14 protein-coding genes are annotated in these 17,286 nt (G+C 68.8%); 8 read left to right on the plus strand and 6 right to left on the minus strand.

The features are described 5' to 3' along the window. Positions 1-19: 19 nt before the first annotated feature. Together AC3WON_RS20330 and AC3WON_RS20335 are read right to left on the minus strand one after the other, a co-directional pair. The gene (locus AC3WON_RS20330) at positions 20-1,168 is read right to left on the minus strand and encodes an NAD(P)H-dependent flavin oxidoreductase (protein ID WP_492352604.1); all 1,149 of its coding nucleotides are present in this window, start codon (positions 1,166-1,168) and stop codon (positions 20-22) included. After that, positions 1,165-2,394 (minus strand): acyl-CoA dehydrogenase family protein, encoded by a 1,230-nt coding sequence (locus tag AC3WON_RS20335; protein ID WP_492352605.1) that lies wholly within the window; start codon positions 2,392-2,394, stop codon positions 1,165-1,167. The genes AC3WON_RS20330 and AC3WON_RS20335 overlap by 4 nt, the downstream gene beginning before the upstream one ends. A gap of 148 nt (positions 2,395-2,542) precedes the next feature. Between AC3WON_RS20335 and AC3WON_RS20340 the strand changes: the two genes are divergently transcribed. From AC3WON_RS20340 to AC3WON_RS20350, 3 genes are all read left to right on the plus strand, one after another. Beyond that, positions 2,543-3,490, plus strand: coding sequence for a LysR family transcriptional regulator (locus AC3WON_RS20340; protein ID WP_492352606.1), 948 nt, complete (start codon positions 2,543-2,545; stop codon positions 3,488-3,490). Positions 3,491-3,640: 150 nt separating this feature from the next. Continuing rightward, positions 3,641-5,068 (plus strand): amidase, encoded by a 1,428-nt coding sequence (locus tag AC3WON_RS20345; protein WP_492352607.1) that lies wholly within the window; start codon positions 3,641-3,643, stop codon positions 5,066-5,068. A 68-nt stretch (positions 5,069-5,136) separates the two neighbouring features. Next, positions 5,137-6,090 (plus strand): Bug family tripartite tricarboxylate transporter substrate binding protein, encoded by a 954-nt coding sequence (locus AC3WON_RS20350; protein WP_492317939.1) that lies wholly within the window; start codon positions 5,137-5,139, stop codon positions 6,088-6,090. A 20-nt stretch (positions 6,091-6,110) separates the two neighbouring features. On the opposite strand, the gene AC3WON_RS20355 is transcribed toward AC3WON_RS20350, so the two are convergent. Next, positions 6,111-8,270 carry a PQQ-dependent dehydrogenase, methanol/ethanol family gene (locus tag AC3WON_RS20355; RefSeq protein ID WP_492352608.1) on the minus strand — a complete coding sequence of 720 codons (2,160 nt, stop codon included), beginning with the start codon at positions 8,268-8,270 and terminating at the stop codon, positions 6,111-6,113. A gap of 299 nt (positions 8,271-8,569) precedes the next feature. Between AC3WON_RS20355 and AC3WON_RS20360 the strand changes: the two genes are divergently transcribed. Then, positions 8,570-9,367, plus strand: coding sequence for a crotonase/enoyl-CoA hydratase family protein (locus AC3WON_RS20360; RefSeq protein WP_010812087.1), 798 nt, complete (start codon positions 8,570-8,572; stop codon positions 9,365-9,367). 14 nt (positions 9,368-9,381) lie between these two features. On the opposite strand, the gene AC3WON_RS20365 is transcribed toward AC3WON_RS20360, so the two are convergent. The 3 genes from AC3WON_RS20365 to AC3WON_RS20375 all read right to left on the minus strand — a co-directional run bounded on the left by AC3WON_RS20365 (position 9,382) and on the right by AC3WON_RS20375 (position 13,034). Beyond that, positions 9,382-10,860 carry an acyl-CoA-binding protein gene (locus tag AC3WON_RS20365; protein WP_492352609.1) on the minus strand — a complete coding sequence of 493 codons (1,479 nt, stop codon included), beginning with the start codon at positions 10,858-10,860 and terminating at the stop codon, positions 9,382-9,384. Continuing rightward, positions 10,853-12,130, minus strand: a complete 1,278-nt coding sequence (locus AC3WON_RS20370; RefSeq protein WP_492352610.1) for an MASE1 domain-containing protein — start codon at positions 12,128-12,130, stop codon at positions 10,853-10,855. Before AC3WON_RS20370 ends, AC3WON_RS20365 begins: the two co-directional genes overlap by 8 nt. A gap of 88 nt (positions 12,131-12,218) precedes the next feature. Then, on the minus strand, positions 12,219-13,034 hold the full coding sequence (locus tag AC3WON_RS20375) for an IclR family transcriptional regulator (protein ID WP_492352611.1): 816 nt from the start codon (positions 13,032-13,034) through the stop codon (positions 12,219-12,221). A 217-nt stretch (positions 13,035-13,251) separates the two neighbouring features. Between AC3WON_RS20375 and AC3WON_RS20380 the strand changes: the two genes are divergently transcribed. From AC3WON_RS20380 to AC3WON_RS20395, 4 genes are all read left to right on the plus strand, one after another. Next, positions 13,252-14,430 carry a thiolase family protein gene (locus AC3WON_RS20380; RefSeq protein ID WP_492352612.1) on the plus strand — a complete coding sequence of 393 codons (1,179 nt, stop codon included), beginning with the start codon at positions 13,252-13,254 and terminating at the stop codon, positions 14,428-14,430. A 39-nt stretch (positions 14,431-14,469) separates the two neighbouring features. Then, positions 14,470-15,234 (plus strand): SDR family NAD(P)-dependent oxidoreductase, encoded by a 765-nt coding sequence (locus AC3WON_RS20385; protein ID WP_492317751.1) that lies wholly within the window; start codon positions 14,470-14,472, stop codon positions 15,232-15,234. Positions 15,235-15,263: 29 nt separating this feature from the next. Further along, complete coding sequence (locus AC3WON_RS20390; protein ID WP_456807027.1) at positions 15,264-16,028, plus strand: crotonase/enoyl-CoA hydratase family protein; 765 nt, start codon at positions 15,264-15,266, stop codon at positions 16,026-16,028. 118 nt (positions 16,029-16,146) lie between these two features. Beyond that, the gene (locus AC3WON_RS20395) at positions 16,147-17,139 is read left to right on the plus strand and encodes a Bug family tripartite tricarboxylate transporter substrate binding protein (RefSeq protein WP_492352613.1); all 993 of its coding nucleotides are present in this window, start codon (positions 16,147-16,149) and stop codon (positions 17,137-17,139) included. Positions 17,140-17,286 lie beyond the last annotated feature (147 nt).

Genomic DNA, 17,286 nt, shown 5'->3' on the forward strand with positions numbered 1-17,286 from the left:
TTTGAGGGTCTGCGGGACGTCAGGCGCTGCGGGCCTCCAGGTAAGGCCGCAGCGCCGCCAGTGCCTCGCGCGTCTGCTGCACCAGGCGGTGCATCACGGTTGCCACCGGTTCGACCTGGCGGACCCAGGCCACGCTCTGGCCGGCTGCTTCGTACATCAGCGGCGCCACGGCATGCTGTTCAACGGCTGCCAGCAGCCGCCCGGTGAGCGCCTGCTGGTATGGCATCTCCAGCGGGGCAGGCGCGCCCGGTTCCTCCCACGCGTCCGAGAAGGCGCTGCGCACCACGCGGCAAGGCTTGCCGCTATGTGCGCGCGTGATGACGGTGTCTTCGCTGCCGGCGGCGATCAGCTTGTCGGCCAGCGGGCCGGCCAGCTGTTGCTCGCTGGTGCCCAGCCACAGCGTGCCCAGCCATGCGCCTTGCGCACCCATTGCCAGCGCCGCGGCAATCTGCGCTCCGGTGCCGACCCCGCCGGCGGCCAGCACCGGCCGCCCCTGCGCCGCGGCAATGATCTGCGGCACCAGGGTGAAGGTGCCGATCGGGCCGGTATGGCCCCCGGCGTCATAGCCCTGTGCCACCAGGATATCGACGCCGGCCTCGATGGCCTTGTGCGCATGCCGCGCCGAGCCGACCAGCGCCATAGTGGTCCTGCCGGCCTTGCGCACGCGCGCCAGCGTGCCGGCCGGCGTCCCCACGCCGGCGGCAAAGACTTCGATGTCGCTCTGCGCCACGGCCTCGACCTGCTCTTCGAAGAGCGCCTGCGAGCGGACATACTGCGAGAAGAAGTTGCCCTGCGTGGCTGGCGGCACCGCGAAGCGCGTAAACAGGGTGTCGATGAATGCCTTGTGCCCTTCGGGCACCGCCGCGGCGACGGTGTCCGCATCCACCGCGCCCGGCAAGGCGGTGGGCAACAGCAGGTCCACGCCGACCGGGCGATCCGGGCACAGGCGGCACAGGTCGCGCAGCTTGCCGGCCAGTTCGTCGGGGCCGTCGCGCGCGGCCGCGTAGACCCCAAGCCCGCCCGCATTGGAGATGGCGGCGGCCACTTCGATGCTGTGTGCCAGCCCATACACGGGCCAGCGGATGCCCAGCCGCCGGCACAGGGGATTGGTGAGCGGATCATGGCCGGCGTCCTGCTGCCGCGCTTGCTCAGGCGTGTGCGTCATCATGCGGCTCCGAACAGGTCGGGTGCCAGGTCCAGGCACGGGTGGCATGGCATTGCCGCCGCGGTCTTCATCAGGTAGCGCCCGATCAGGTTCTTGTGCACCTCGCTGGTCCCCTCGCCGATCTGGTTCATCTTGGCGTCGCGCATGAAGCGCTCCAGCGGATAGGCCTTCAGGTAGCCGTTGCCGCCGAGCAATTGCAGGCAGTCCACCACCACCTTCATGCACAGGTCAGTGCTGTGCATCTTGGCGATCGAGGCATGGATCGAGGTATCGGGATCCTGCCGGTCGTAGCGCTGCGCGCAGGCATAGACCAGGCAGCGGGCGGCCTCGATGCGTGCGCCCATGTCCGCCAGCATCCACTGGATGCCCTGGTGCTCTCCCTCCGTGCGCCCGAATACCTGCCGCACATCCGCGTACTGGGCCGCGATCTGCAGCGCCCCGCTCATGCGGCCCAGCGCGATGGCGGCGTGCCCGATGCGCGCCCGCACCAGCGTATCCTGCGCCAGCGCCATCCCCTGCCCTTCTTCGCCCAGGCGGTTCCCGACCGGCACGGCTACCTCATCGAAATACACCTCGGCGATCGGCACACCGTTCCAGCCCATCTTGGGGATGGTCGGCGACACCGAGATCCCGGCGCTGGCGCGCGGCACCAGGAAGGCGCTCAGCCCCTTGCTGCCGGCCGGGCCGTCCGCCAGGCGCGCCACCACCACGTACATGTCGGCCACGCCCGCGCGGGTGATGAACTTCTTGGTGCCGTTCAGTACATAGTGGCCGCCATCGCGTCGGACCGTGGCCTGCAGCCCGGCCAGGTCCGACCCGGCACCCGGCTCGGACAGCGCAAAGGCCGCCTGCAACTCGCCCGATGCCAGTTTCGGTACCACGGCACTGCACAGCGCATCCGAGCCACCGGCGACGATCGGCCGCGACGACAGGTCCGTGCCGGTGACCAGCGACGCGGCCGTGCTGCATGCCCGCGCCAGTTCCTCGATGATGCGCACGCGCAGCAGCATCGAAGCCCCGGTGCCGCCCAGGCTGCGCGGAAAGGCGGTGGCGATGACGCCCTCGGCCGCCAGCAGCCGGAACGTGTCCCAGGCAAAAACGTCCTCGCGCCCGACCTGCTCGGCCTGCGGCCCGATCTGCTCCCGGACCAGGGCCTGGACCCGCGCCAGCATGTCGGCTTCCGGGGCTTCCAGTGAGATAAGCGGATGATGTTCGGCGTGGATTGGCATGCTGCATGTCTCCTTTTGGTCTGGCCATCGGGCACGGCCATGGCGTAGAGGGGACGATAGACGCCTCCGATGGCATCGATCAATGTCTACAATGCATAGCAGAATTCCACTAACAGCAAATCCAGGCTGACCTCGAAAACGCTGCAACATGCAAGACGAACTTACCCTGAAGGCACTTGGCATCTTTGTGGAGGTGGCCCGCACCGGCAGCGTCACCAGCGCCGCGGCACGGCTGGGGCTGGCGCAGTCGGTGGTCAGCCGGCAAGTCGCGGCGCTGGAGCGCCTGATCGGTGGCGCCCTCTTTTATCGCAACGGGCGCGGCGTGGCGCTGACTTCGCTCGCCGGCCAGTTGCTGGCGCAGGCCGTGCCGCTGCTGGACGGCGCGACCGAGCTGCTGGACACCGCGCGCGGCCACGCCGGCCATGTCAGCGGCGTGGTCACCATCGGCCTGGTGCCAGCGGTGTCGCCGGCGCTGTCCAGTGCACTGCTGGCCGAGATCGGCACGCGCTATCCCGGTGTGCGTCTGCGCATCGTGGAGGGATATAGCGGCGATATCGAAACGCGCCTGTCGCAGGGCGAGATCGATCTCGGCGTGGTCAACCGCTACCGCGCCGCCGGGCGCAACAGCTACCGGCGCCTGTTCGAGACCCCGCTGATGCTGGTCGGGCACCGCGAGCGGCTGGCCGAACGGTGCCGCGAGCTGGGCATCGGGCCAGGTCCGCTGGCCACGCGGCAGCTGGCGCGTTTCCCACTGGTGCTGCCGGTGCCGCCCAATGCCATCCGCACGCTCCTCGACGACCTCGCCACGCGGCAGAAATTCAGCCTGGCGGTGGTGATGCAGGCCGGCTCCTCCGCCGTGATCAAGCGGATCATGGCCGATCACATGGCCTTCAGCGTGCTGCCTTACCACGCCGTGGCGGAAGAACTGGCCAGCGGCCTGATGGATGCCCTGCCGCTGGGCGAGCGCGCCATGCGCCAGTCGGTGGTGCTGGCGGCCAGCAGCCTGCGTCCGTTCACGCAGGCTGCGCGCACGGTGGCGCAGTGCATCCCGGAGCTTGCCGAACGCTTCCTCGCCGATGGCACCTGGCGGCGATAGTCCCCGCGTGCGGGCCGGTTGTAAGATGGCTGTTCCAGGGCCTGTTCACATATAAAACGTTTTATATGTGAACAGGCCCTGGCTTATCGCCATCACGCCTGCGCGCGCCGATACCGGCACGCGCGGCCATCTTCAGGAGACGCCCGTCCAATGAGCGAAGCGCTTTGTCTTGCCAGCGCCGCCGAACTGCAGCAGCGCATCCGGCGCAAGGAAATCTCGCCGGTGGAACTGACCGCTGCGGTGCTGGCGCGCGCCGAGCGGCTGCAGCCGGTGCTGAACTGCTTTATCACGCTGTGCGCGGACGAGGCCATGGCCGCGGCGCGCGCGGCGGAAGCGGCAGTGATGTCCGGCCGGCCGCTGCCTCCGTTGCACGGCATTCCGTTCACCGCCAAGGACATCGTCAACACGCGCGGCGTGCGCACTACCTTTGGCGCCGTGCCGATGCGCGACAACGTGCCGGCCGACGACGCCGTGGCGGTGGCGCGGTTGCGCGCGCAGGGCGCGATCCTGGTCGGCAAGACCACCACGCCGGAATTCGGCTCCAAATGCCTGACCGATTCGCCGCTGTTCGGGCGCACCCGCAATGCCTGGCACGCCGAGCGCACCAGTGGCGGCTCCAGCGGCGGCGCCGCGGTGGCAGTGGCCAGCGGCATCGCGCCGCTGGCGGTGGCGACCGATGGCGGCGGCTCCACGCGCATTCCCGCCGCCTGCAATGGCGTGGTAGGCATCAAGCAGAGCCAGGGGGTGATTCCGCACAGCCAGGCGCAGGACCTGTTCGGCAACCAGACCTACGTGACGCCGACCACGCGCACGGTGGCCGACACCGGCCTGATGCTGCAGGCCATGGCCGGCGAACACCCGTGCGACCCGTGGTCGATCGGCGTACCCGCCGCCGACTACGTGGCCGCAGCGCAGCCGCAGGGCGACCTGCGTGGCCGGCGCATCCTGTATTGCCTGGCGCCGCCGGGCCGTCCGGTGTCGGCGGACGTGGCGCGCGCGTTCGAGGCCAGCCTGGACAAGCTGCGCGCGCTGGGCGCCGAACTGGAGCCGTTCGGCGGCGAGGGGTTCGACGTCGAGCCCGTCTGGCGTGCCATCAACCACACCGTATGGCGCACGCGCTTTGCGCCGATCCTGGCCCAGCACCGCGAGGCGCTGAGCCCGACCTTCGTGCGCCAGGTAGAATCCGCCGCCGCATTCACCGCAGTGGAATACCAGCAGGCGATGTTCGAGCGCTCGCAACTGTTCCTGCGCGTGCAGGCGCTGCTGGGACGCGCCGACCTGCTCGCCATGCCCACCATCACACGCACCGCGCTGCCGCTGGAGCAAGACCTGTTCGGCCAGATCGAAATCGACGGCCAGGACTATCCCGATGTGCGCGCGAACTGGTTCCCGTGGACCATGCCGTTCAACATGACCGGGCATCCGGCCATCAGCCTGCCCTGCGGCTTTGGCGGCGACGGGCTGCCGATCGGGCTGCAGCTGGTCGGGCGCTTCCGCGGCGACGCGCCGCTGCTGCGTGCGGCGGCCTTGTATGAATCGATCCATGACCTCACGGGCCAGTGGCCCACCCTGCCCTGACACCCTCTCAACATCGTTCCCTGACTGCCATGACTGATCAAATCCGATTGACGCGCCGGCTGCTGGCCATGACCGCCGTCGCTGCCGCCACCTTCGCCATGACCGCTCCGGTTAGCGCGGCCGATGCCGAGCCGATGCATATCATCGTCGGCTACGCCCCCGGCGGCGCCGCCGACAGCCTGGCGCGCCTGTATGCCGAGCAGCTGCGCCAGGACGGCCACGGCACGGTGGTGGTCGAAAACCGCCCCGGCGCATCGGCGCGCCTTGCGCTCGACTACGTCAAGCGCGCCAGGCCCGATGGCAAGACCGTGTTCATTGGCCCCTCGCCCCTGTTCACGATCTTTCCGCTGACCTACAAGAAGCTGTCTTACGACGCCGACAAGGACCTTGTGCCCGCGGCGGTGCTGACCGATGTGCCGACCGCGGTCGCGACCGGCGTGCAGCAGCCTTACCAGAACATGAAGGAATACGTGAGCTGGGCCAGGCGCAACCCGGGCGGCGCCAGCCTGGGCCTGGCCACCATCGGCAGCGCCGGCCACCTGGGCACGGTGGCGCTGGGCAAGGCCGAAGGCATCGCCATCACGCCCGCGGCGTATCGCGGCGCGTCGCCGATGCTGGTGGATGTGGTCAGCGGCAATGTGTCGATCGGCTGGGATGCCGTGGCCAGCATGATGCCGCTGTACAAGGGCGGCAAGCTGCGCTTCCTTGGGGTGAGCGGCACGCGCCGCGCCAAGGCGCTGCCCGAAGTGCCCACCATGAAGGAACAGGGCTTCAGCCAGTATGACCACGCCACCAGCTGGTACGGCGTGTTCGTGCCCGCTGGCACGCAGCCTGACGTGGTGGCGCAGGTGGAAAAGATGTTCCTCGCCGCCTCGGCCAACGCCGCCACTGCGGCCAAGCTGGAAGCGCTGGGCCTGGAAGTGGTGGCGCGCCCCGGCCAGGAGGGCCGCCGCCGCATCCAGCTGGAACGCGCCGCCTGGAAGCCGATCGTGGAGGCGACCGGCTTCCAGGCCGAGGACTGAGGCTCCGCCCGGCCCAGCCCTCAGGGCTTGGGCCGCACCGCGTCAGCGGTTCCCTGGATGAAGGCCTTGATCTTCTCGACGTCGTCCGGCGTCAGCTTGCCGGTGAAGTCAGGCATGCCGCGCGCCATCGCCGGCCCCTTGAAGACCACCTTGTCCAGGTTCTCGATATAGGCGGCATCGATATAGCCCAGGTTGGGGATATTGCCGCCGCGGTCCACGCCGGGAACGCCGTGGCACAGGACGCAGTTGCTGACGTACAGGCCGGTGCCCGCCTTGACCTGCGCCGGGTCATATTTCACGCCCTGCAGCAGCTTGGCGGTGCGGTACTCGGCAAAGACCGGCAGCGGTGCCTTGCCGCCGAGGGCGAAGGTGTAGACCGTGCCCGGCCCCTGCCGGTTGGTGGCGCGCTGGGCCTGTCCGTAGACCCCGCCCCAACCCACTGCCACCGACACATACTGCTTGCCGTTCAACTCGAAGCTGACCGGCGCCGCCACCACGCCCGTGCCGGTGGGCGACTCCCACAGCTTGTCGCCGCTGCGCGCGTCATAGGCGACAAAGCGGCCGTCGGCGGTGCCCTGGAACACCAGGTTGCCGGCCGTGGTCAGCGTGCCTCCGTTCCACGGCGACACATGTTCCTGCGTCCACGCGGCCTTCTGCCGCACCGGGTCCCAGGCAATCAGCCGGCCGAAGGGCTTGCCCTTGGGCGGCTCGGCGTTCAGGAACTTGGCGGTGTTCCAGCCCACGTTGCCATGCGGCGTGCCGGGCTTGCCTTCATTGAAGTTCCAGGCCTTGTCGTCCATCAGGTTGATCGGCACGTTCTGCGCCGGCAGGTAGACCAGCCCGGTCTGCGGGTTGAACGACATCGGATGCCAGTTGTGCGCGCCGTACGGACCGGGGACGGAGTCATAAGGCTTGTCGGCGGCGCGTGCCTCGGGCCGCTCGATGGGGCGGCCATTGGCGTCATAGCCGGTGGCCCAGTTCACGTCGACGAAGTTCTTTGCCGAGATGAACTTGCCGTTGGTGCGGTCGATGACGAAGAAGAAGCCGTTCTTGGGCGCGTGCAGGATGACCTTGCGCATCTGGCCATCGAGCTTCAGGTCGGCCAGGATCATCGGCTGGGTCGAGGTGTAGTCCCAGTTCTCGCCCGGGGTCTCCTGGTAGTGCCAGACATACTTGCCGGTGTCGGGATCGAGCGCGACGATCGACGCCAGGTAGAGGTTGTCGCCCCCGGCCGGGCTGCGCTTGCTGTGCGACCACGGCGCGCCGTTGCCGGTGCCCACGTACATCAGGTTCAGCTCGGGGTCGAAGGCCAGCGTGTCCCAGGCCGTGCCGCCGCCGCCCGCCTCCCAGTATTTGCCGCTGGGGTCCCAGGTCTTGGCCGCCGCAGCCATCGACTCATCCTCGAACGGCTTGGAAGGGTCGCCCGGCACCGTGAACCAGCGCCACTTCTGCTCGCCGCTGCCGGCGTCATAGGCGGTGATGTAGCCGCGCACGCCATATTCGGCGCCGCCGTTGCCGATGATGACCTTGCCCTTGAACACGCGCGGCGCGCCGGTGATGGTGTACGAGTACTTGCGGTCGATGATGGTGTCCTTCTCCCACAGCTTGCGGCCGCTCGCCGCATCCAGCGCGATCAGCCGGCCATCGTAGGCAGCCACGAACACCTTGCCCTGGTACAGCGCCACGCCGCGGTTGACCACGTCGCAGCAGCCGCGATAGCCGAGCGAACGGTCCACCTTGGGATCGAAGGTCCAGAGCCGCTTGCCGGTGCGCGCATCGACCGCATGCACCACACTCCATGACGCGGTGACGTACATCACGCCGTCCACCACCAGCGGGGTTGCCTCCACGCCGCGGGTCGACTCCAGGTTGTAGGTCCACACCAGTCCCAGGTCGCGCACGTTGGCGGCATCGATCTGCCTGAGCCGGCTGAAGCGGGTCTCGGCATAGTCCAGGCCGTGGCTGGGCCAGTCGCGGGCGGTGCTGGCGTTGGCACTGATAAAGGCGCCGTCAACCTTGGCTGCCGCATTGCGCGGCGCCGCGGCGCCGGCGGGCAAGACCTGCATCACCAGCGCCAGGGCCGCTGCCAGGAAGCCTGTGGCGCGCCTCATGACGCGGTGGGTGTGGATTGCAACATCGGGGGCAACGGGGTCCGTCGCCTGCGTCAACGCATGGCTCATATCGTCTCCTGGAGGGCATTCTTGTTGGAATTCGGGACTGCAGGATTACGGAACTGCGCGATGCCGGGCGGTGGCCTGGGCCTATAGATAATCGGTGAGCGATTCGATTATGGGTACAGGGATTACCCGCAGAAAGTCGTGCAGCCGGCGCAAGGCGGCTGGCGTCCCGAGCCTGCCGAGCGATATGCGTCGGATATTGCTGATGAAGAAATGAATATTGGACGGTGCAGGCGCCGGTGGCTTAGCCTTGGCGCCAAGGCAGGCAACCAGCCCGCATCGCCGTATCCGGAGACATCACCATGAGCAACTTCCTTCTCTACGAGCAGCAGGACCATATCGTCACGCTGACGATGAACGAGCCCGAGCGCCGCAACCCGCTGACCGGCAATACCGCCGTGGCGGAGTTCCTGGCCGCGATCGACCGCATCCACGGCGACCGCAGCGTGCGCGCGGTGGTCATTACCGGCGCGGGCACGGCGTTCTCGTCTGGCGGCAATATCAAGGACATGGAACGCCAGGCCTCCGGCGCAGTGCCGGGCATGGAAATCCGGCAGGACTACCGCTGCGGCATCCAGCGGCTGCCGCTGGCGCTGTTCAACCTGGAAGTGCCGGTCATCGCCGCGGTCAATGGCGCGGCCATGGGCGCGGGGCTGGACCTGGCGTGCATGTGCGACATCCGCATTGCCTCGGAGCGGGCGCAGTTTGCCGAGTCCTTCGTCAAGCTCGGCATCATCCCCGGCGACGGCGGCGCGTGGCTGCTGCCGCGCGTGATCGGCCTGTCGCGGGCGGCGGAAATGACCTTCACCGGCCAGCCGATCGATGCCAGGCTGGCGCTGGAATGGAACCTGGTGTCGCGCGTGGTCGCGCCCGAGGCGCTGCTGCCCACGGCCTATGAACTGGCCGGCCGCATCGCCGCCAACCCGCCGCACGCGGTGCGCCTGGCCAAGCGCCTGATGCGCGAGGCCATGCATACCCGCCTGGATACGCTGCTGGAACTGTCCGCCGGCTTCCAGGCGCTGTCGCACCAGACCGCCGACCACCGTGAGGCAGTGCAGGCGTTTCTGGATAAGCGCACCCCGGTGTTTACCGGCAACTGAGGGGCAACTGTGGTTCAGGCGGACTGCGTTTCCGCCGACTTCAGCTGGTTGACCAGCGTCACGTAGTCGCGCATGGCCTGCTCGCGTGCCAGCCCGCGGCGCGCGGCCCAGGCGTCGTACTTGGCGCGGCCGACCATGTCCATCAGGCCCGGCCGCTCGCCGCTGACATCGCCCACGCTGCCCTGCTTGTAGAGCGCGTACAGGTCCAGCAGCGTGTCGTTGCCGGGTGCGTGGCGCAGGGTCTTCGACAAGGCTGCCGCGGCTTCGAAGGCCTGTTCGGCGGGGCTTGGCCCCTGCGCCGCCAGCGCGCCGCCGAAGTGCGCGTCTTCCAGCGCGATCTCGTCCGGGAACCAGCGCCCCTCCAGCAGCCTGCCGTCGCGCAGCGCAAACGCCAGCACGCCTTGCGAGTCCAGCGAGCCGCTGCGCAGCGTGGCCGGCACCACCGCCATGCCGGCATTGAGCACCGGCGCGCCGAACGCGGTAAACGCCGCTCCCGCATCCGCCCACGCGCGCAGCCGCGGCAGCGCACGCTCGCCCCGGTAGACGCCGCTGGCGCGGTTGCTGCCGGGCTGGAACCACGCAAAATCGCCCTTGCCGCGTGCATACAGCGCGGCAAAATCGCCGCGCTCCAGGTCGGCGCGCGCGGCGGCAAGCAGCTCGGTCATCTGCGCCGGGGTCATGCGGGCGTCGTCGCTGGGCATGCCGAGCGAGGTGGGGACGCTGGCCCCGAAGAACTCCAGCACGCTTCTCGCTACCAGTTCGCGGTCGTTGTCGACGCAGACCATGTGGTAGCTGTCTTCCAGCACCAGCATGCGCGCCTGGCCGGCACGCTTGCCGTGCCCGATCTGCTCGACCAGGTAGTTGGCCGAGCGCAGGCTGGTCAGCTCGTCCAGGCGCGCATGGACCACCAGCGTCGGGCAGGCGATGCGCTGCAGCCCCTGGCGCACGAAGCCGCGCAGGCGGTCCACCTCGCGGAGGCAGGCCAGCGGCACCCAGCGGTAGTGGAAGTTCTCGCCGCGCGCGAACTTGGCCTTGACGATCTCGCGCAGCTGCTCGTTCTTGATGCCGTAAGGCTCTTCCTCTTCGACCTTCATGCGGTCCGCCACGCCGGGAACGCGGTAGAGCACGGTGCGCAGCGCGCGGTACCAGGGCGTGGCCCAGCCGTCGATATAGACCGGCGGCGCCAGCGCCACCAGGCGGCCCTTGGTGTGCTGCTCGCGCTTGACCGTTTCCACCGCCAGCAGCGCGCCCATGCACATGCCCATCACGTGCAGCGTGTCATGCTGGTCGACGATCTCGCGGTATTTGACGCGCACCGCCTCCAGCCAGTCTTCGGCGCGCACGCCGCACAGGTCCTCGGGACGCGAGCCGTGGCCAGGCAGCGTCAGCGAATGGGTGACGAAGCCCGCGCGCTTGAGGCGCTTGTGCATCGAGCCCAGGTCATACTGCGTGCCGCCCAGGCCGTGGATCAGGAACACCCCGGGCTCAGCCATGGGCCGGCTCCGGCGTGGCCCGGCGCAGCAAGGCGGCAACCTGCTCCACCTGGCCGTCGGCGCCGCGGATGCCGGCCAGGCGCTCATGGATGCGCACCTTGCCGCTGTCTGGCAGCGTCACCGCGTATTCCTGCACGCTGTCGGGCGCGTCGCCGCGCGCCACGGCCGACCAGTTGGCCTGCACCAGCCCGCGCTCGGCGGCATCGACGCGGTCCAGCCATTCATCGACGCTGTTGACCTGGCGGATGGTGCCGCCCAGCAGTTCGGCAGCGCCTTCGCTCCAGGTGGCGCGGCCGGTGACGGCGTCATATTCGACACTGGCCACGCCCACTGCCTGCAGCGTGCGCGCGTAGCGCAGGCGCCAGGCGCGGGCATCTTCCAGCGCCGAGCGGCGCCCTTCGGACAGTGCGCGGCCAAGCAGCATCACCAGTGCCCAGACGATGACAAAGCCCTGCACCTCGACCACGGCCTCGCCGGGAAAGCCTTCGATGACATTGAACGGACCCGCGCCGCCCGCGGTGCGGTAGATGATCAGCAGGCAGCCGACAAGCGTGGCGACGGCGCCGCCGCGCGGCCCCCACAGCAGCGCCGTGGCCAGCAGGAATGGCATCGGCACATAGGCCAGCGTGGAGGCCAGGCCGCCGAAGCGTTGCGTGGCATTGGCCGAGAACACCACCAGCACCGCCAGCACGAAGATGATGAAGGCGAGTCCGCCGGCGGCGAACTGCTGCATCGGCATGCCGCCCGAGCGGCGCACGCGAAAGCCGCGGAACGCTACCACCACGGGGGCCACCAGCAGCAGCCCCGCGGCCGTGGAGAAGAACCAGGCGCGCCACTCGATCGGCAAATCCAGCCCGGGCCGCTGCCAGCGCCACAACTCGACCGCCAGCGTAGCCTCCAGCGCGGCGCCCGCCAGCGCGCCCCCGATCAGCAGCGTGGCACCGAGCGGGCTTTGCGGATCGCGCCGGCGGCCATAGGTGGCAATCCAGCCCGCCGTGCCCAGGCTGACCACCTCGATCAGCCCGAATGCCGCCGCGCCGGGCAGCGGCAGGCCATGGATCACCGTGCCCCACCCCGCCAGCGCGATGCCGGCACCAGCCAGCACCGCCGGCCACGACCAGCGCGCGCACACCAGCAGCGCGGCAAAGGTGACGCCGCTGCCCAGCCACACCGGTACGGCCTCGGTTGCCGCTTGCCCGAGCGTGCGCGACACGCACGCCGCCAGCAGCACCAGCACGCCAACCGTTACCGCCAAGCGGATCTGCTGCATCGGATTCCCCTCCCGTGGCACATGCGACTCAGAATAGTCGCAGGGCATGGCAGGGCCAAGTTAAGTCACTCGGAGCAAGCCGTGGCGACTATCCGGCCACGCCCAGCGCCCCCTCTACATTGCGCACCAGGCTCACCAGGCGCGGGCCGATGTCTTCCTCCATCTGCTTGCTCTGCTGGCTGAACACCGGCACTGAGGCGGCAAAGATCCACGCCTCGCCGTCGCGGCGGGTGCGCATCGGCACGGCAACCGATTCGACCTCGCGGTGCAGGTCGCGGTGGCCGCGGCAGAAGCCGTGGTCTTGCAGGTCGCGGGCGGCATCGGCCAGGCGTTCCTGCAGCCAGTCGGCGCGCTGCGGATCGGCGGCGCGGAGCTGGGCGAGATACACCTCGCGCTCGGCCTCGGTCAACAGCATCAGATAGCCGCGTCCGGAACCCGTGCGCGAGACCGACACGCGCGTGCCGACCTCGGGCCGGAACACATGGCTGCCCACGCCCTGGGCGATTTCGACGTAGGTCAGCGCATTGCCGCTGCCGACGATCAGCTCGACCTGTCCGGCGATATGGTCGGCCAGCTCCTGCATGGCCGGGCGCGCCAGCTGGCGGATCGTCATGCGTGCCAGCGCGGGCGCGGCCAGGTTGATCAGCCCGACCCCGGGCACGTAGCGCGACAAGCGCTCCGAATAGTGCAGCAGGCCCAGCTCGCACAAGGTGTCGAGCAGCCGGAACAGGGTCGGCTTGGCCAGGCCGGTGCGTTCCATCAGTTCGCGGCTGCTGAGCTCCTGCACTGTCGGCGAAAAGCAGTTGAGGATCGAAATGCCCCGCGCCAGCGCGCTGACAAGGCGCGCCTCGCCGTCGGCATCGGCGGGCGGCGGGGCCAGGGAGGCGTGTGGTGCATTCGTCATGTTATTGCCTTGATTCAAGGTTTTTTTGATACGCGAGTCTCAAAACCCGGATGTTGCCCTTCGCCTTTTCCAAAGTCAAACCGTGGTTTTTGAGTTTACAGGACGATTTTCCGAAGCCAGAATCCCAATTCATCGTATTGGACGATCAAATTTCGGTACAAACGTCTCAGTATCCCAGCCACGACTCGCAACGCTCAGCCTTTTCAGGAGACACCGCATGCAACAAGCCGTCATCGTCGACGCCATCCGCAGCCCGATGGGCCGCTCCAAGCCCGGCTCGGCCTTCACCGAACTCCATGCCACCGAGTTGCTGGCCCAGGTCCTCAAGGGCCTGGTCGAGCGCAACCAGCTGGACCCGGGTTTGGTCGACGACGTCATCACCGGCTGCGTGACCCAGGCGGGCGAGCAATCCGCCGGCCCGGGCCGCGTGGCGTGGCTGGCGGCAGGCTTTCCTGACCACGTGCCGGCCACCACCATCGACCGCAAGTGCGGCTCCAGCCAGCAGGCGGTGCATTTCGCCGCGCAGGGCATCATGGCCGGGGCCTATGACATCGTCATCGCCTGCGGCATCGAGTCGATGAGCCGCGTGCCGATGGGCTCGGCCCGCATCGGCCAGAACCCGTACGGCCCGTCGATGGAAGCGCGCTATGCGCCGGGTTTGGTGTCACAGGGTGTTGCGGCCGAGCTGGTGGCCGCCAAGTACGAACTGTCGCGCCACGACATGGACAGCTATTCGGCCCGCTCGCACGAGCTGGCCGCCGCCGCGCGCGAAAGCGGCGCCTTCCGCCGCGAGATCCTCGGCATCAGCACGCCCAACGGGCTGGTCGAGCAGGATGAAACCATCCGCCCGGGCACCTCGGTGGAAAAGCTGGGCACGCTGCAGGCCTCGTTCCGCAATGACGAACTCAGCGCGCGCTTCCCGCAGATCGGCTGGAACGTGACCGCGGGCAATGCCTCGCAGATCAGTGACGGCGCCTCCGCCATGCTGCTGATGAGCGAATCGATGGCGCAGCGCCTGGGCCTGAAGCCGCGCGCTCGCTTCGTGGCGTTCGACGTGTGCGGCGACGATCCGGTCATGATGCTGACCGCCCCGATCCCCGCCAGCCAGCGCGCGATCAGGAAGAGCGGCCTGAAGCTGGACCAGATCGACCACTACGAGATCAACGAAGCCTTTGCCTGCGTGCCGCTGGCCTGGCAGCGCGCGCTCGGCGCCGACCCGGCACGCCTGAACCCGCGCGGCGGCGCCATTGCGCTCGGCCATCCGCTGGGCGCCTCCGGCGTGCGGCTGATGACCACCATGCTGCATGCGCTGGAAGACAGCGGCCAGCGCTATGGCCTGCAGTCGATGTGCGAAGCCGGCGGCATGGCCAACGCCACCATCATCGAGCGCCTGTAAGCGGCGCCTGAACCAGACATCCAGTCAAGGAGACACAACATGAAACTGACCAATATGTCCGCCGTCGTGACCGGCGGCGCTTCCGGCCTGGGCCTGGCCTGCGTGCGGCGCCTGGTGGAACGCGGCGTCGACGTCGTGATCGCCGACCTGTCGGAAGAGCGCGGCAATGCCGCGGTCGACGAATTCGGCGGCAAGGTCCGCTTCCTCAAGGCCGACGTAACCGACACCGACCAGATGAACGCCGTCTACGACGCCGCCGAAGCCATTGCCCCGCTGCGCGCGCTGATCCATTGCGCCGGCCTGGGCGGCCCGGTGCGCGTGGTCGAGAAGGACGGCTCGCCGGGTTCGCTGGAAAAGTACGAGTCGATCGTGCGCATCAACCTGATCGGCACCTTCAACGCACTGCGCCTGGGGGCCGCGCGCATGGCCAAGAACGAACCGATCGACGGCGAGCGCGGCGCGTGCGTGCTGACCGCGTCGGTGGCCGCGTACGAAGGCCAGATCGGCCAGATTCCCTATGCCTCGGCCAAGGCCGGCATCGTCGGCATGACCCTGGTGGCCGCGCGCGACCTGGCGCAGCGCGCGATCCGCGTCTGCACCATCGCCCCGGGGCTGTTCGACACCCCGCTGCTGGCCAAGCTGCCGGAGAACGTGCGCGCCTCGCTCGGCGCCATGGTGCCGCACCCGCCCCGCCTGGGCGCACCGGATGAATACGCGTCCACCGCGCTGCACATCCTGGAGAACCCCATGCTCAACGGCGAAACCATCCGCCTGGACGGCGCCATTCGCATGGCACCGCGCTGAGCCGGATAAGGACAAAAACTGGAGAACCCATGAGCGACACGCTGCAACTGGAAACCCGCGGCAATACGCTGCTGATCACCATGAACCGGCCCCAGGCGAAAAACGCCATGGACTTCGAGACCGCGACCGCGCTGGCCGCCGCCATCGACCAGCTGGAAAGCCGCGACGACCTGAGCGTGGCCATCCTGACCGGCGCGGGCGGCACCTTCTGCTCGGGCATGGACCTGAAGGGCTTCCTGGAAGGCAAGCGTCCCAGCCTGCCTGGCCGCGGCTTTGGCGGGCTGACCGAGAAGCCGCCGCGCAAGGTGCTGATCGCCGCGGTGGAAGGCTATGCGCTGGCCGGCGGCTTCGAGCTGGCGCTGGCATGCGACCTGATCGTGTCGTCGAAGGCGGCCAAGTTCGGCCTGCCTGAAGTCAAGCGCGGGCTGGTGGCCGGCGCCGGCGGCCTGATGCGCCTGCCGCGCCGGGTGCCGTACCACATCGCCATGGAATACGCGCTGACCGGCAATATGCTGGGCGCCGAGCAGGCCCACGCCTATGGCCTGATCAACCGCCTGACCGAACCGGGCCAGGCGCTGGCTGGCGCGCTGGCGCTGGCCGACGAGATCGGCGCCAACGGCCCGCTGGCAGTAGCGGTCAGCAAGCAGATCGTGGCCGAGTCCGCAGACTGGAGCGCCGAGGAGATGTTCGAGCGCCAGCGCCCGCTGCTGGCGCCGGTGTTCACCTCGGCCGATGCCCGCGAGGGTGCCGCCGCATTCGCCGAGAAGCGCAAGCCGGTGTGGACGGGCAAGTGATGGCCCACGCCAGACCGAGGGCATCGATGTCATCCGCCCTAGGCTAGAGAACGGCCGGCCGCAAGCCGGCCGTTCGCACATTCCAAGCAGCACACAGACCAGAACATGGAGGAGACCCATGAAACACAAGCTGCCAGAATCGCTGTTCAACACGTCCGCGGCCCTGCTGCTGGCGTCCGCCGCCGCCACGCTGCCGCTGCCCGCCAGCGCCGCGGCCTGGCCTGAGCGCCCCATCACCATCATCGTGCCCGGCGCGCCGGGCGGCACCACGGACATCCCGACGCGCCTGGTGGCGCAGAAGCTATCGGCCATCCTGGGCCAGCCGGTGGTGGTCGACAACAAGCCCGGCAGCGGCGGCATCATCGGCACGCAGGCCTTCACGCGCGCGGCGCCGGATGGCTACACGCTGCTGGTCGGCAATACCGGCTCGCACGCGATCAACTACAGCGCCTACAAGCAGTTGTCCTACCAGCCGCAGGACTTCATGCCGCTGACGGACCTGATCTCGTTCGCCAACGTGCTGGTGGTCGGCGCGCAGGCGCCGGCGCGCAGCGTGGCCGAGCTGGTGGCGCAGCTCAAGCAGTCCCCGGGCAAGTATTCCTACGCGTCGGCCGGCATCGGGCAGACCACGCACCTGACGGCGGAACTGTTCCGGCTGCGCACTGGCACCGAAGTGATTCACGTGCCGTACAAGGGGTCGACACCAGCCACCACCTCGGTGCTGGCGGGCGAAACCACCTTCATGTTCGACAACCTGACGCAGGCGCTGCCGCAGATCCGCGCCGGCAAGCTGCGCGCGCTCGCGGTGACCAGCGCCGAGCGCCTGCCGGCCCTGCCGGACGTGCCGACGATGGCGCAGGCCGGCGTGAAGGATTTCGTGGTGATGGGCTGGCTGGGCTTCTTTGCGCCGGCCAAGACCCCGCCGGCCATAGCCGCCACGCTGCAGGAAGCGCTGGGCAAGGCCATGCGCGACCCCGAGGTGGTGGCCAGGTTCCGCGGCATGGGCGGCATCCCGGGCGGCGAACCGCAGCCGAAGTTCGCCGCGCTGGTCAGCGGCGACATCAAGCGCTGGGGCGAGACCATCCGGGCATCCAAGGTCAGTCTGGACTAGCGAGGTGTGGGGCCGCCTTTGGCAAAGCGGAAGGCGGACCCGCCCAAAGCCAAATTGACACGGTTGGGCCTGGGGCATACCCTCACCCTACCCTGCGGTATATTCAGCGCACGCTTAAATGTAAAGACATGGAAAGCGCCCCGGGGC

It is taken from the genome of Cupriavidus sp. FW305-46 (genome assembly GCF_058787075.1).

What these genes read in the sequence shown, in the direction of transcription:
- AC3WON_RS20360 (WP_010812087.1), top strand. Translation starts at nt 8,570, where the DNA reads ATGAGCAACTTCCTTCTCTACGAGCAGCAGGACCATATCGTCACGCTG.
- AC3WON_RS20350 (WP_492317939.1), top strand. Translation starts at nt 5,137, where the DNA reads ATGACCGCCGTCGCTGCCGCCACCTTCGCCATGACCGCTCCGGTTAGC.
- AC3WON_RS20345 (WP_492352607.1), top strand. Translation starts at nt 3,641, where the DNA reads ATGAGCGAAGCGCTTTGTCTTGCCAGCGCCGCCGAACTGCAGCAGCGC.
- AC3WON_RS20340 (WP_492352606.1), top strand. Translation starts at nt 2,543, where the DNA reads ATGCAAGACGAACTTACCCTGAAGGCACTTGGCATCTTTGTGGAGGTG.
- AC3WON_RS20375 (WP_492352611.1), bottom strand. Translation starts at nt 13,034, where the DNA reads ATGACGAATGCACCACACGCCTCCCTGGCCCCGCCGCCCGCCGATGCC.
- AC3WON_RS20335 (WP_492352605.1), bottom strand. Translation starts at nt 2,394, where the DNA reads ATGCCAATCCACGCCGAACATCATCCGCTTATCTCACTGGAAGCCCCG.
- AC3WON_RS20390 (WP_456807027.1), top strand. Translation starts at nt 15,264, where the DNA reads ATGAGCGACACGCTGCAACTGGAAACCCGCGGCAATACGCTGCTGATC.
- AC3WON_RS20380 (WP_492352612.1), top strand. Translation starts at nt 13,252, where the DNA reads ATGCAACAAGCCGTCATCGTCGACGCCATCCGCAGCCCGATGGGCCGC.
- AC3WON_RS20355 (WP_492352608.1), bottom strand. Translation starts at nt 8,270, where the DNA reads ATGAGCCATGCGTTGACGCAGGCGACGGACCCCGTTGCCCCCGATGTT.
- AC3WON_RS20385 (WP_492317751.1), top strand. Translation starts at nt 14,470, where the DNA reads ATGAAACTGACCAATATGTCCGCCGTCGTGACCGGCGGCGCTTCCGGC.
- AC3WON_RS20330 (WP_492352604.1), bottom strand. Translation starts at nt 1,168, where the DNA reads ATGATGACGCACACGCCTGAGCAAGCGCGGCAGCAGGACGCCGGCCAT.
- AC3WON_RS20395 (WP_492352613.1), top strand. Translation starts at nt 16,147, where the DNA reads ATGAAACACAAGCTGCCAGAATCGCTGTTCAACACGTCCGCGGCCCTG.
- AC3WON_RS20370 (WP_492352610.1), bottom strand. Translation starts at nt 12,130, where the DNA reads ATGCAGCAGATCCGCTTGGCGGTAACGGTTGGCGTGCTGGTGCTGCTG.
- AC3WON_RS20365 (WP_492352609.1), bottom strand. Translation starts at nt 10,860, where the DNA reads ATGGCTGAGCCCGGGGTGTTCCTGATCCACGGCCTGGGCGGCACGCAG.